This is a genomic window from Gaiella sp. (assembly GCF_057140465.1).
Window position 1 is genome coordinate 40,604 of sequence record NZ_DBNHWK010000089.1, and the last position, 13,304, is coordinate 53,907.

A 13,304-nucleotide genomic window follows, 5' to 3' on the forward strand; every position below is an offset into this window, starting at 1 on the left:
AACGCTGTCGTGGGACGAGGCCCTCATCGCCGAGGGCATGCGGAGAGCCGTGCGATGACGATCAGGTTCGAGAACCACGACCTCGTGACCGACGACGCGTCGCAGCTCATCGACATCACCGACGACGTCCAGCAGGCCGTCGACCGGGCGGCGATCGCGAACGGCATGGCGCTCGTCTACTCGCCCCACACCACCTGCGCGATCGTCGTCAACGAGAAGGAGAGCGGCTTCGAGGAGGACTTCGCGGAGCTGCTCGCGGAGCTCGCTCCCGCCGAGGGGCGCTACTACCGCCACGACGACCTCGACATCCGCACGGAGGGGATCGAGGATGACACCGAGGAGTTCCCCAACGGCCATTCCCACTGCCGTGCCGGGTTGCTCTCGTCGTCGTCGCAGGCGATCCCGGTCGTCGACGGCCGGCTGATGCTCGGGACCTGGCAGCGGATCTTCTTCTGCGAGCTCGACCGCTCGCGGCAGCGGAAGGTGTTCATCCAGGTCCTGGGCGAATGACCGCCGGCATCGCACACGTACGGGAGCCCACCGCGCTCTCGTTTCCTTCGGCCGAGGCGATCCGGGCACGGGCCCCGGGCGAGAACTTCGCCGTCGCCTCGCTGCTCGTCGGCCGACGGCACGCGCGCCATCTGCTCGCGATCTACGGCTTCGCCCGCCTCGTGGACGAGCTCGGCGACGCCGCGGACGGCGACCGCCTTGCGCTGCTCGGGCTCCTCGAGGCGGAGCTCGACCAGGTCTTCGACGGCGATCCACGCCATCCGCTGCTCCAGGACCTCGCCACGACCGTCCGCGGGTGCCGGCTCCCCCGGGGGCCGTTCGCGCGGCTGATCGAGGCCAACCGCCGTGACCAGCTGCAGTCCGAGTACGCGACGTTCGCGGACCTCGTCGGCTACTGCACGCTGTCGGCGGACCCCGTCGGAGAGCTCGTGCTCCACGTCTTCGACGTTGCGACACCGGAGCGGGTCGCGCTCTCCAACGACGTGTGCACGGCCCTCCAGATCGTCGAGCACTGCCAGGACGTGGGCGAGGACGCCGCCCGCGGTCGGGTCTACCTGCCGGCCGACGACCGGGCACGGTTCGGCGTCACCCGCGAGCACCTGACGGCGTCGACGACGGCTCCGCAGCTGCGGCGCCTCCTCGAGCTGGAGGTCGGGCGGGCATCCGAGCTGCTCGCGTCCGGTGCCGAGCTGGTGGCATCCCTGCGCGGCCGTGCGCGCATCGCGGTGGCGGGCTACGTCGGTGGGGGGCGGGCGACGATCGACTCGCTCGCGGCGTGCGACTTCGACGTGCTCACCGCGACGCGGCGCGCCTCGCGGCGCCGCCGTGCGTGGGCGACGATCCGGACGCACAGGGGGGCCTGGTGACGACCCCGGCGGTCGATGCCGCCTACGAGGAGTGCCGGGGCATCACGCGTGCCTCCGGCTCGAGCTTCTACCTCGGCATGCGCCTGCTCCCGCCGGACCGGCGCCGCGGCATCTTCGCGGTGTACGCGCTCGCTCGTCACATCGACGACATCGCCGACGGGCCGCTGCCGCCCGAGACGAAGCTCGAACGGCTCGCCCGGACCCGCTCGGAGCTGGCGGCGCTCGACGAGGCCACGGACCCGGTGCTCGTCGCGGTGCGCGATGCGGCGTCGCGGTTCCCGATCCCCGTCGACGCGTTCGGCGACCTCCTCGACGGCGCCGAGGCGGACACGCGTGGCCGGCGCTACGACACGTTTCCCGAGCTCGAGTGGTACTGCCGCTGCGTCGCCGGCTCGATCGGGCGGCTCACGCTCGGCCTCTTCGAGACGACCGACCGCGAGCGCGCCAGCGGGCTCGCCGACGACCTCGGCGTCGCGTTGCAGCTCGGCAACATCCTCCGCGACCTCGGCGACGACCTCCGCGGCGGGCGCTGCTACCTCCCGGCCGCCGACCTCGCACGGTTCGGGTGCACGCTCGGGCGAGGGCGGATCGAAGGCGATGTCGAGGCGCTCGTGGCGTTCGAGGCCGAGCGCGCACTCGGCTGGCTCGACCGCGGCCTCGAGCTGACCCCGCTCCTCGACCGACGCAGCGCCGCGTGCGTCCTCGCGATGACCGCCTCGTACGGCCGGCTGCTCGAGCGAATCGCCGAGCGCCCGGCCCTCGCCGTGCGCGCCGAGCGCGTGTCGCTGCGTCGGTGGGAGAAGCCCGTCGTCGTCCTCCGCAGCGTGATCGGAGCGGCCGCGTGAGCGACCGCCGCATCGCGGTCGTCGGGGGAGGCCTCGCCGGGCTCGCCGCCGCACTCGAGTGCGCGGACGGCGGGGCGTCGGTGACGCTGTTCGAGTCGCGGCCGCGGCTCGGAGGAGCGACGTTCTCGGTCGAGCGAAAGGGCGTCTGGATCGACAACGGTCAGCACGTCGCGCTGCGCTGCTGCACCGCGTACCGCCGCTTCCTGCAGCGGATCGGCGTCGAGGGACGGCTCGAGGTGCAGCCGCGCCTGCGGATCCCGGTGATCGGGCCCGACGGCCGCACGGCCGTCCTCGAGCGCAACGCCCTCGCGGCGCCGCTCCACCTCGGGCAGGCGCTGCTCCGCTACGGGCACCTCTCGGTTCGCGAGCGGCTGGCGGCGATCAGGGCGTCCGCGGCGCTCCGCACGCTGAACCCGGAGGACGATCGCCTCGACCGGGAGACGTTCGGGGCGTGGCTCCGGGCGCACGGGCAGTCCGAGCGGGCGATCTCGGCGCTCTGGAACCTGATCGCGCTGCCGACGATCAACCTCCCGGCGGACGACGCCTCGCTCGCGCTCGCCGTCAAGGTGTTCCGCACCGGCCTGCTCGACGAGTCGGATGCGTGCGACGTGGCGTTGCCGCGCGTGCCGCTCCAGCACCTCCACGGCGACCCGGCGGCGGCGGCGCTCCGCGCCCGGAACGTGCGCGTGGAGCTCGGCCGCAGCGTGCGGCGCGTCGAGCCGACGGCGGCCGGGTTCGACCTCGAGGTTGCGGACGGCCGGACGCACGCAGACGCCGTGATCGTCGCCGTCCCGCACCAGGCCGTCGGCCGGGTCGTGCCGCGGGGCGTCGTCGACACGTCGGCGCTCGCCCGGCTGGGGTCGAGCCCGATCGTGAACGTGCACCTCCACTACGACCGTCGCGTGCTCGGCGAGCCGTTCGTCGCGTGCCTCGAGTCGCCGCTGCAGTGGGTCTTCGACCGCACGGAGCCCTCGGGCGTGGGCAGGGGACAGCTGCTCGCGATCTCGCTCTCGGGCGCCGACCGCGAGCTCGGGTCGACGCGCGACGGGCTGATCGCGATGCTCCGGCCCGAGGTGGAGCGGGTGCTGCCCCTCGCACGCACCGCGCGGCTGCTCGACGCCCACGTCACGAAGGAGCCGCGCGCGACCTTCCGCGGGGCTCCGGGCACCGCTGCTCTGCGTCCGGGCCCGCGCACCGCGCTCCCCGGGCTCTTCCTCGCCGGCGCGTGGACGGACACGGGGTGGCCGGCGACGATGGAAGGGGCGGTGCGGAGCGGCGTCGCCGCTGCGGGCGCAGCCCTCGCCGATCGCGCCCGCCCCGAACGCGCCGCCGGCCACGCCCTGGGGGCGGTCGCGTGACCGTGACCGTCGCCGCCGGGCCGACCGAGCGCGCGCTGACGCGGGGCGTCGAGCGCCTGCTCGCGCTCCAGCACGCGGACGGGTGGTGGAAGGGCGAGCTGGAGACGAACGTCACGATCGACGCCGAGGACCTGTTCCTGCGCCACTACCTCGGGATCCTCGACGAGCGGCAGGCCGCCGCCACGGCGCGCTGGATCCGGTCGAAGCAGCGCGACGACGGCAGCTGGGGGACGTTCCACGGCGGGCCGGCCGACCTCTCGACGACGGTGGAGGCGTACCTCGCGCTCCGGCTCGCGGGCGATCCCGTCGACGCCGACCACATGCAGCGGGCGGCGGCGCTCGTCAGGGAGACCGGCGGCGTCGAGTCGACGCGCGTCTTCACGCGGATGTGGCTCGCCCTGCTCGACCTCTGGGCCTGGGAGGACGTGCCGGTGCTCCCGCCGGAGCAGATGCTCCTCCCCGACCGCGCCCCACTCTCGATCTACGCGTTCGGCTGCTGGGCGCGCCAGACGATCGTCGCCCTCCAGGTCGTGACGGCGCTCCGCCCAGCCCGGGCGGTGCCCTTCGGGCTCGACGAGCTGCGCGCGGGACCGGCCCCGGCTCTGGTGCCGCGCGACGCGTGGGACCGGGCCTTCCTCCTGCTCGACCGCGGCCTGCACCGCTACGAGCGACGGCCCGTGCGGCGTCTGCGGGCGCGGGCGCTGCGCGCGGCGGAGCGGTGGATCGTCGACCGCCAGGAGGCGGACGGGTCGTGGGGGGGCATCCAGCCGCCGTGGGTCTGGTCGCTCGTCGCCCTGCGGGCGCTCGGGCACCCGCTCGAGCACCCGGCGATCGTCGCGGGGCTCCGCGGGCTCGACACCTTCACGATCGAGGACGACCTCGGCCGGCGAGTCGAAGCCTGCCAGTCCCCCGTGTGGGACACGGCGCTGGCCGTGATCGCGCTCCTCGACGCGGGGCTGTCGCCGCGTCATCCGGCGGTCGAGCGCGCGGCCCGGTGGCTCGTGGGCCGCGAGGTGCACGTGCGGGGCGACTGGGCGGTCCGCCGTCCGACGCTCGCACCGGGGGGCTTCCCGTTCGAGTTCGCGAACGACAACTACCCCGACATCGACGACACGGCCGAGATCGTGATCGCGCTCCGCCGGGCCGGCCAGGGCGACGCGGCGATCGACCGTGGGGTGGCATGGATGCTCGGCATGCAGTCGAAGGGCGGAGGCTGGGCCGCCTTCGACGCGGACAACACGAGCGGCCTCCCGGCACGGCTCCCGTTCTGCGACTTCGGCGAGGTCACCGACCCGCCGAGCGCCGACGTCACCGCGCACGTCCTGGAGGCGCTGGCGCACGAGGGCTTGGCCGAGCGGCCCGAGGCGAAGCGCGGCCTCGCGTACCTGCTCGGGGAGCAGGAGCGCGACGGCTCGTGGTTCGGCCGCTGGGGCGCGAACCACCTGTACGGCACCGGCGCCGCGGTGCCCGCGCTCGCGGCCGTGGGCCTCTCCGGGCACGAGAGCGTCGGGCGGGCGATCGACTGGCTGGCGGCGGTGCAGAACGAGGACGGAGGCTTCGGCGAGGACCTCCGCTCGTACGACGACGCCGCGTGGAGAGGACGAGGCGCATCGACCGCCTCTCAGACGGCCTGGGCGCTCCTGGCCACGCACGCCGCCCGGGAACGGGGCCCCGTGACCGGACGCGCCGTGCGCTGGCTCGTCGAGACCCAGCGACCCGACGGTGGCTGGGACGAGCCGTGGTATACCGGCACCGGCTTCCCTGGCGCCTTCTACATCAACTACCACTTGTACCGACTGATCTTCCCGATCTCCGCACTCGGCCGGCACACGAGGGACGGGGGCACACCGTGAGCACGCGCGAGCTCCTCGTCTTCGCCCCGCTCCGCCTCGAGGCGGCGACGGTGAGTCGCACGCTCCGTCGGCGCGCCCGCGTCATCCGCACCGGCATGGGGCCGCACCAGGCCCGGATCGCGGCGGCGCGGGGCCTGGCGGTCGACGATGCCCGCGGCGTTGCCGTGGTCGGGCTCTGCGCGGCCACGAGCGACGATCTCCGCGCGGGGGACGTCGTGCTCGCCTCGGAGCTCCGCCACGACGGAGGCGCCCCGATCGCGCTGCACGGCAACGGCCTGCTCGCCGGCGCGCTGCGGCGGCGCGGGCTGCGGGTGCGCGTCGGCCGCGTTGCGTCCACGGAGCGCATCGCCGGGCCGTGCGAGCGCCGGTACCTCGCCGAGACGGGGGTCTCCGGCGTCGACATGGAGTCCGCCTGGCTCGCCGGCGCGGCCGACGGTCGACCGCTCGCGGTGCTCCGCGTCGTCGTCGAGGCGGCCGGGCGCGAGCTCGTCGCCCCCCGTACCCTCGCGGCGGGCACCCGGGCCCTCCTCTCGCTCCGTCGCGCGACGCAGGTGCTGGAGGAGTGGGTCGACGCGCTCCGCCCGCGGCACATCCTGCTCGCCGCGCCGCGGTCGTTCTGCGCCGGCGTCGACCGGGCGATCGAGATCGTCGAGCTCGCGCTCGAGCAGCGCGGCGCTCCCGTCTTCGTGCGGAAGCAGATCGTTCACAACGACCACGTCGTCGCCGATCTCGAGCGGCGCGGTGCCGTCTTCGTCGAGGAGCTCGACGACGTCCCGCACGGCGCGACGGTCGTCTTCTCCGCGCACGGCGTCTCGCCGGCGGTGCGCGACCGGGCCCGCGAGCTCGAGCTCGACGTGATCGATGCGACGTGCCCGCTCGTGAGCAAGGTGCACGCCGAGGCGCGGCGGTTCGCAGCCGGCGGGGACACGATCTTCCTCATCGGGCACCACGACCACGAGGAGATCGAGGGCACCGCGGGCGAGGCGCCGGACTCGATCCGGCTCGTCGAGAACGTGAGCCAGGCGGAGCGGGTCGAGGCGCCGGACCCGGAGCGCGTCGCGTACCTGACACAGACGACGCTCGCGGTCGACGAGACCTCCGAGATCGTCGACGTCCTCCGCTCGCGCTTCCCCGCGCTGCGCGGGCCGGAGACCGACGACATCTGCTACGCGACGACGAACCGCCAGCTGGCCGTCCGCGAGGTCGCACGCGAGGCCGACGTCGTCCTCGTCGTCGGCTCGCGGACGTCCTCGAACTCGCAGCGGCTCGTCGAGGTCTCCGAGCGGGCGGGAACGCCCGCGTACCTGATCGACGACGAGACGGACGTCGACCTCGCGTGGATCGCCGACGCCGGGACGATCGGGATCTCCGCCGGTGCGTCCGCGCCCGACGCGCTCGTCCACCAGCTCGTCCGCTCGATCGACGCACTCGGCGGCGCGGAGGTCGTCCAGTCGACGACGGCGACGGAGAACGTCCGCTTCCGACTCCCCCTGGAGGTGAGAGCCCGGTGAGCATCCCGCTCCGTCAGCGCCTCGTGATCGGGCGCTACCTCGCAACCCAGCGGCTGCGACGGCGAACGCACTTCCCGCTGCTCGTCGAGCTCGAGCCCCTGTACCAGTGCAACCTGTCGTGCTCATTCTGCGGCAAGATCCAGCACCCGGACCACGTCCTCCGCAAGCGCATGCCGGTCGACGAGGCCCTCGCGGCGATCGAGGAGTGCGGGGCGCCGATGGTCTCGATCGCGGGGGGCGAGCCGCTCGTCCACCCCGAGGTGCACGTGATCGCGCGCGAGCTCGTGGCGAGGAAGAAGTTCGTCTTCCTCTGCACGAACGCGATCCTGATGTCGAAGCGGCTCGACCGGTTCGAGCCGTCGCCGTACTTCTCGTGGGTCGTGCACCTCGACGGGATGCGGGAGCGCCACGACCGGTTCGTCGAGCGGGAGGGCGTCTTCGACCTCGCGGTCGCCGCGATCCGCGAGGCGAAGGCACGGGGCTTCCGCGTCAACACGAACACGACGTTCCTCTCCACCGACACCCCGAAGACGGTGCGCGAGGTGCTCGACTTCCTCAACGACGAGCTCGGCGTCGACGGCATCCAGATCTCACCCGCCTACGCGTACGAGAAGGCGCCCGACCAGGAGCACTTCCCCGGTGTCACGAAGACGCGCGCGCTCTTCCGCGAGGCGTTCGCCGACGGGGGTCGGAGGCGCTGGCGGCTCAACCACACGCCGCTCTTCCTCGACTTCCTCGAGGGCAAGGTGGACTTCGAGTGCACGCCCTGGGGGATCCCGAGCTACTCGATCTTCGGCTGGCAGCGGCCCTGCTACCTGATGGGCGACGGGTACACGAAGACGTACGCGGAGCTGATCGAGACGACCGACTGGAGTGCGTACGGCCGCGGACGCGACGATCGCTGCGCCAACTGCATGGCCCACTGCGGGTACGAGCCGACGGCCGTGCTCGCCTCGACGCGGTCGCTGCGGGAGACGGTGCGGGCGGCGGTCGCGTCGAGCCCGCTCAGTCGAAGCGCTGGGCGAGCGAACGGTAGAGACCCGGCAGCGCCCCGCGAAGACGCACGGGCACGCTGAGCCAGCCGGGGACGATCACCTCGGCGGGGCGGGACGAGAGCGCGTCGACGATCCGCGCCGCCACCCGGTCGGCCGGGATCGGGCGGGGCCAGCGTCGGTCGTAGGCCGCTCCCCGCCGCTCGAAGAAGGGGGTGTCGACGACGCCCGGCGTGATCAGGGTGACGGCGACGCCGGTGCCGGCGAGCTCGGCGCGCAGGCTCTCCGAGAACACCGTGAGCGCGGCCTTCGTGGCCGCGTACGTCGCCTCGTCCCGGTGCCCGACGTGCCCGGCGATCGACCCGACGTGGACGACGTGCCCGGCGCGCCGCTCCAGCATCCCCTCGAGCAGGGCCGTCGTGAGCAGGATCGGCGCCGTCAGGTTGACGGCGACGACCCGTTCGAGGTCGGACGGGTCGAGCTCGGCGACGGGGCCGTAGAGCCCCTCCCCGGCGGCGTTGACGAGGACGTCGACGCGCCCCTGGGCGGCGACGGCGTCCTCCGCCAGGCGCTCCACCCCGTCCCGACGGGACAGGTCGGCGGCGATCGCCGTCCCTCCTGTGACGGCGGCGACCTCGCGCAGCGCCTCGGTGTCCCTGCCCGACACGAGGAGCCGGGCGTCGAGCCGCGCGAGCCGCAGCGCGGTCGCGCGCCCGATGCCGCTCGTCGCGCCGGTGACGAGGCAGACGCGTCCGGCGAGCTGCGGGGTGGTCACGACGTGACCCTACTTCCGGCGCACCGGTCGCGCCGCGGCGAGTGGGCGGGGTGGCCACGCCCGGATCTGCGTCCCACCCCCCCGATACGCTATGGGCATGGAGTTCGCGGTCGGTGACGCGGTCGTCTACGGGACGCACGGGATCGGGCGCGTCGTCGAGCGCACGTCGATCCGAGGCTCCTCCGGCCCGGCGCGCGACGCGGTGGTGCTCGAGCTCGCGGACGGCCTGACCGTGACCCTGCCCGTCGACCGGGCCCGTGAGCAGCTCCGGCCGCTCCTCGGCACGTCGGAGATGTCGCAGGTGAAGGCGGCGCTGCGGGAGGAGCGCACGCTCGGCAGCGAGCCGTGGCTCGCCCGTCGGCAGGCGATCATGGCGAAGCTCACGGCGGGCGACCCGGTCGGGCTCGCCGAGATCATCGGCGAGGGGGCGACGCGCGAGCGGGCGCTCCAGGCGAGCGGCAAGCGGTCGCAGCTGTCCCCGGGCGAGCGCGACGTCGTCGGCAAGGCGCGCCAGCTGCTCGCCGAGGAGATCGGTCAGGCGCGCGGCCTGTCGCGCGACGACGCCGACGCCTGGATCGAGACCCAGCTCGCGCACGCTGTCTGAGCCCGGTTCGGGCAGGCAGGTGCGCCCCCGAATCCCCCTGGGGTCGCAACGGCCGACGCGAGGCGGGGCTCAGTCTTCCGGCGGCCGGGAGTCCACGTGGTCGGCGAGGCGTTCCAGGCGCGTCAGCACCGACGCACCGTCGCCGCGCGCCAGTGCGCCGCCCGTCGCCTCGAGCCGCATCAGCAGGCGCTCCATGTCGTCGATCCGGTCGTCGACGTCCCGGCCGCGGACGAGCTCCGCGACGGACTTCTCGTGGTAGGCGAGACGCATGCGCAGGCCCTCGACGGCGATACGTAGCTGATCGAACGCTCCGGGCGTCGGCCACGTCGACGCGTCGCCGTCCGACACCGGGACGGGGCCGGTGACGATGCGGGCCGCGAGCTCGGCCACCCGCTCGTGGAGCGCCGTCCGTTCCGCGGCCCACGACTCGGAGAGCTGGACGACCTGTGCGGTGAGGGCGTCGCGATCGGACTCCGTGAGGTCGATCCGCGCGCCGAGCTCCCGGAGCGCGAGGTCTGCGCCGGCGCCCTGGACCGCGTCCTCCTCTCGCTGTCTCCGGGTCAGCGCGAGCTCCTCGCCGAGCCGGGCCTCGAGCACGCGGAGGTCCGCGCGGATCGCCGTCAGCTCGGAGCCGTCGGCCGCGTCACGGCCCTCGACCGCTTCGAGCCGCTCTCTGACCGCGGCGAGCTCGTCCGCGAGGGCCCGCCGTCGGAGCTCCCCTGCCGCGGCGACGTCGGCGAGCTCGTCGCGGATCTCGGCCCCCGTTCGCTCGACCAGGCTCGTCGTCACCTCGACCGACGCCTCGAGCCGGGCGAGGCGGCGTCCCAGCGTGTCCGCGAATCGGCCCGCGTACGGGGACGGCGGATCGTGCGCCGCCGTCGCGACCCCACGCAGCTCGCGCGTCACGGCGTCGATCCGTCGGTGCACCTCGTCGAAGCGCACCTCGAGAGCGGCGGGGTCGACGGCCCTCGCCGGCCGCTCGGCCGTCGTGCGCGCGATCCGTGCGACCTCCTCGAGCTCGTCCGCGAGCGCGCGCGTCGTCGCACGGAGCTCCTCGCGCAGGTCGATGCCGGTGCGCTCGGCGAGTGCGGTCGCCACGGTGACCGCGCCCTCGACCTCCTCGAGGCGGCGCCCGAGGAGCGCGCTCATCCGCTCGCCGACGAGCGACGACGTCGCGGCGGGATCCTCCGTGAGCGCGACGCCGGTGCGGAGCAGGCCCATCGCCGTCGCGATGCGGCGCATGTCGTCCCGGATCCGGGCGGCGAGGGTCTCGGCGGCGGCCACCTCCCCTCGAGTATCCCGGCCGGAGGGCCTCCTCGGCTATGCCTCGTTCGAGTGGTTCTCGCGCGCGTCGGCGGGCGCGGCGGTCAGCGACGCCGCGGCTCCTTCGGCGGCAGCGAGCGGGCGAAGGCGACGGCCCGGCCGACCCAGGGGCGGAGCGCGGCGCCCCGGAGACCCGCCGGCGCCACGTACACCATCCCGGTCATCGGCCTGCCGGTGAAGTCCATCGGCCGGACGTGGTCCCTCTCGAGGGCGTCCTCGGCGCCCTCGGCCCCGAGCCGGAGCATCAGGTCGTCCCCGACGATGCCGCAGGCCATGTGCCCGTCGACCATGAACGCCAGGCCCCCGAACATCTTCCGCTCCGTGACGCCGTCCTCCCCGGCGAGGGCGTCGCGAACGCGGTCGGCGAGGTGCTCGTCGAAGGCCATCGGCTTCCACGTGCATCATCGCCGTTCGGCCGGCAGCCGTCACGCGATGGCCGAGGCGGCGGGGAAGGCGCGGCGGGCGGCGGGCGGGCGCGTATCCTTGGGGCTCCGGTCGCGCCGCGCAGGCGACGCCGGGGCCATGCGGCCCGGCACGACCCGCGGGCGGAGCCCGGGCGGTTAGCTCAGCTGGTCAGAGCGCCTGCCTTACACGCAGGAGGTCGCAGGTTCGAGCCCTGCACCGCCCATCCGCTGAACACAGGGATTGCGGGGTTCGGCCCGCACCCTTGAGGGGCCGATGGTACGTCTGATGGTACGTCGCCCGCGGCCGACTCAGCTGTAGCGACGCCAACGGTGTTTCGCTCGTGTCGGCAGGGGCCCCAGGTGGGACTCCCATCGCTCGATCCGGTTCGCGGGGGTGCCCCCCGGGCCGCTCTTCCAGCCCTAGAGCTGTGCGTTGCGAGCGCCGTCGAGCCCCTCTCTCTCAAGTTGGGGTTCACCCCGGGAGGACTGTGGCGATCGGGGTTCGCGGCCGTGGGTCAGAGGTGGGTCAGGTAAGAGCGCTTGGCGCGACAGGTTCGGTAGTTCGGTGTAGCGGGTTTCAGCGGTTGCGCTGACGCGGCAGGGGCGTGGTGGTGGCACGCTCGTGGCTGGAAGGGGGTGATTCTCGTGTGGAGGTCACCTAGGAGCGGTTGGCACCGCGGGCGTCTACCGGTGTGGGTGTCCGTGGTGATTGCGCTGGTCGCAGCGCTGGTAGTCGGTGCGACGGCTGCGGCGCTGGCGGGTACGAGTGCCGGGGAGGACGGCAAGTTCGTGTTCCAGCGGGCAGTTGTAGTGACAGCGTCCGCGGTGGGCGGGCAGGTTGGCGTGTCCACGGCTGATGCGGGCGCGAGTGCCGGTCGGTCGCTTGACCTGCTCTGGCTCAGTGACTCGTCCGGAGCGGGAGCCGCGTCCTTCTTCGCGAGGAACATTCGGCGAGACCTCGGTGTCTCCGTGCGTACCCTGGATTGGTGGACGGGAGGTCTCGGCGCGAGGACGATCCTGGCGCGGCTTCGCTCGCCGCGTGATCCGTGGGCCGTGATGGCGGGTCGTGCGGACGTGATCGTCGTCTACGGCAGCCCCGAGGGCCTGGAGGAGGTCAGAGGTACGAGTTGTGTCTTCGATCCGGGAGACTCCCCTGCCCCTCCCAAGGGGACGTTCGACAACCGCTATTGGCAGAAATACGTCACGACGTTGAAGGCGATCTACGAGCGGATCTTCGAGTTGCGCAAGGGCAAGCCGGTGATCCTGCGAACCGCGAACTACTACGCGGCCGTCAACCTCTGGAACGAAGCTGGCCTCACCGCCGCATGCACGAAGAAGTGGAAGGGGCTCGCTCAGGCGATCGCGACAGCCGCCGCCGCGTACCGTGTGCCGGTCGCCGATGTCTACCGAGCATTCAACGGGCGGAGCCGTCGAGACGACCCAAAGGCGAAGGGCCTGTTCCTCCCGGATGGGATGCACCCGAACAACAAAGGGCGGGCGATCATCGCCAAGACGCTGAGCGGCCTCGGGTACAAGCCCGTGAAGCCACCCGGCTAGACGATCATCCGAAGCACGAGCAGCTCCATCGGTTCGCGGAGGTGCCCCCCGGGGCGGGTTAGTGCTTGCTCGAGGAGCTGGCTAGGCGGTTCTTGACCCGCCGCCGACGTACGTACCACCGCCGTACCAACAGGCTCGTGAAGCCCGGCTGGATGCGGGGTTAGAGGGAGACCGCTTGTGGGGGGATCAGGAGTCTTGCGGTCTGCTCGCTCTGTCCTCGCGCGTGGCGTGTGGTGGGGCGGGTCTGTCCGTGGGGAGCGCGCTGGGCGGCGCCGGCTCCTCGCGTTCGAGGAGTAGGGAGGCGACGGTTCCGAGCTAGCGCCAGTCGACCGAGACGACCTCGACGGGCTGCTCGACGCCCTTGAGCTCCTCGGCGCGAGGCTCCGAGAGCCGGTAGGTCCCGGGGAGGCCGTCGAGCGTCTCTCGGCTGACGACGATCTCGCCCGCACCCGCGAGCGCCCCGACGCGTGCCGCGACGTGAACGCTCTGGCCGACGTAGTCCCTCGCGTCGCCCGCCGCCGTGAACGCGTCGCCGGCGTGCGCGCCGATCCGCACGTCGGGTGCGAAGACCTCCTCGTCGAGCGCGCGCTGGATCGCGATCGCCGCGTCGACGGCCGCCTTCGGGTTGTCGAACGTCGCGAAGAAGCCGTCGCCCGTCTTCTTGACGACCTCGCCGCCGGCCGCCGCGATCCGCTCTCGCACGAGG

General features: G+C 73.5%; 13 protein-coding genes and 1 tRNA gene. 10 read left to right on the plus strand and 4 right to left on the minus strand.

Translation table 11 applies throughout. The annotated features are described in order from the left end of the window. Nucleotides 1–54: 54 nt before the first annotated feature. The 7 genes from AC162C_RS12700 to hpnH are packed head-to-tail and all read left to right on the plus strand — an operon-like array spanning nucleotide 55 to nucleotide 8,019. On the plus strand, nucleotides 55–510 hold the full coding sequence (locus tag AC162C_RS12700) for a secondary thiamine-phosphate synthase enzyme YjbQ (RefSeq protein WP_462974550.1): 456 nt from the start codon (nucleotides 55–57) through the stop codon (nucleotides 508–510). Further along, on the plus strand, nucleotides 507–1,376 hold the full coding sequence (hpnC, locus tag AC162C_RS12705; protein ID WP_484097863.1) for a squalene synthase HpnC: 870 nt from the start codon (nucleotides 507–509) through the stop codon (nucleotides 1,374–1,376). The genes AC162C_RS12700 and hpnC overlap by 4 nt, the downstream gene beginning before the upstream one ends. After that, entirely contained in the window at nucleotides 1,373–2,221 is an 849-nt protein-coding gene (locus AC162C_RS12710) for a squalene/phytoene synthase family protein (protein ID WP_484097864.1), read from the plus strand. The genes hpnC and AC162C_RS12710 overlap by 4 nt, the downstream gene beginning before the upstream one ends. Next, nucleotides 2,218–3,579: a hydroxysqualene dehydroxylase HpnE gene (gene hpnE / locus AC162C_RS12715; protein WP_484097865.1), complete on the plus strand. Its 1,362-nt coding sequence runs from the start codon at nucleotides 2,218–2,220 to the stop codon at nucleotides 3,577–3,579. The genes AC162C_RS12710 and hpnE overlap by 4 nt, the downstream gene beginning before the upstream one ends. Further along, entirely contained in the window at nucleotides 3,576–5,432 is a 1,857-nt protein-coding gene (gene shc, locus AC162C_RS12720) for a squalene--hopene cyclase (RefSeq protein ID WP_484097866.1), read from the plus strand. Before hpnE ends, shc begins: the two co-directional genes overlap by 4 nt. Continuing rightward, nucleotides 5,429–6,943: a 4-hydroxy-3-methylbut-2-enyl diphosphate reductase gene (ispH, locus tag AC162C_RS12725; protein WP_484097867.1), complete on the plus strand. Its 1,515-nt coding sequence runs from the start codon at nucleotides 5,429–5,431 to the stop codon at nucleotides 6,941–6,943. Before shc ends, ispH begins: the two co-directional genes overlap by 4 nt. Further along, nucleotides 6,940–8,019: an adenosyl-hopene transferase HpnH gene (gene hpnH / locus AC162C_RS12730; RefSeq protein ID WP_462974544.1), complete on the plus strand. Its 1,080-nt coding sequence runs from the start codon at nucleotides 6,940–6,942 to the stop codon at nucleotides 8,017–8,019. The genes ispH and hpnH overlap by 4 nt, the downstream gene beginning before the upstream one ends. On the opposite strand, the gene AC162C_RS12735 is transcribed toward hpnH, so the two are convergent. Continuing rightward, nucleotides 7,949–8,710, minus strand: coding sequence for an SDR family NAD(P)-dependent oxidoreductase (locus AC162C_RS12735; RefSeq protein ID WP_484097868.1), 762 nt, complete (start codon nucleotides 8,708–8,710; stop codon nucleotides 7,949–7,951). The genes hpnH and AC162C_RS12735 overlap by 71 nt on opposite strands. Before the next feature lie 97 nt (nucleotides 8,711–8,807). Between AC162C_RS12735 and AC162C_RS12740 the strand changes: the two genes are divergently transcribed. Beyond that, on the plus strand, nucleotides 8,808–9,314 hold the full coding sequence (locus AC162C_RS12740; RefSeq protein ID WP_462974542.1) for a CarD family transcriptional regulator: 507 nt from the start codon (nucleotides 8,808–8,810) through the stop codon (nucleotides 9,312–9,314). 69 nt (nucleotides 9,315–9,383) lie between these two features. Here the strand turns inward: AC162C_RS12740 and AC162C_RS12745 are convergent, their stop codons facing one another. Next, a complete protein-coding gene (locus AC162C_RS12745; protein WP_484097869.1) occupies nucleotides 9,384–10,598 on the minus strand; it encodes a hypothetical protein in 1,215 nt (404 codons plus the stop codon). 83 nt (nucleotides 10,599–10,681) lie between these two features. After that, the gene (locus AC162C_RS12750) at nucleotides 10,682–11,023 is read right to left on the minus strand and encodes a TfoX/Sxy family protein (protein WP_462975449.1); all 342 of its coding nucleotides are present in this window, start codon (nucleotides 11,021–11,023) and stop codon (nucleotides 10,682–10,684) included. A 168-nt stretch (nucleotides 11,024–11,191) separates the two neighbouring features. Between AC162C_RS12750 and AC162C_RS12755 the strand changes: the two genes are divergently transcribed. Beyond that, nucleotides 11,192–11,265 (plus strand) — tRNA-Val (locus tag AC162C_RS12755). Between the two features lie 472 nt (nucleotides 11,266–11,737). Then, complete coding sequence (locus AC162C_RS12760) at nucleotides 11,738–12,598, plus strand: SGNH/GDSL hydrolase family protein (protein ID WP_484097870.1); 861 nt, start codon at nucleotides 11,738–11,740, stop codon at nucleotides 12,596–12,598. Between the two features lie 315 nt (nucleotides 12,599–12,913). Here the strand turns inward: AC162C_RS12760 and AC162C_RS12765 are convergent. Continuing rightward, the coding region (locus AC162C_RS12765) for an adenylate/guanylate cyclase domain-containing protein (protein WP_484097871.1) at nucleotides 12,914–13,304 on the minus strand (391 nt) is incomplete at its 5' end.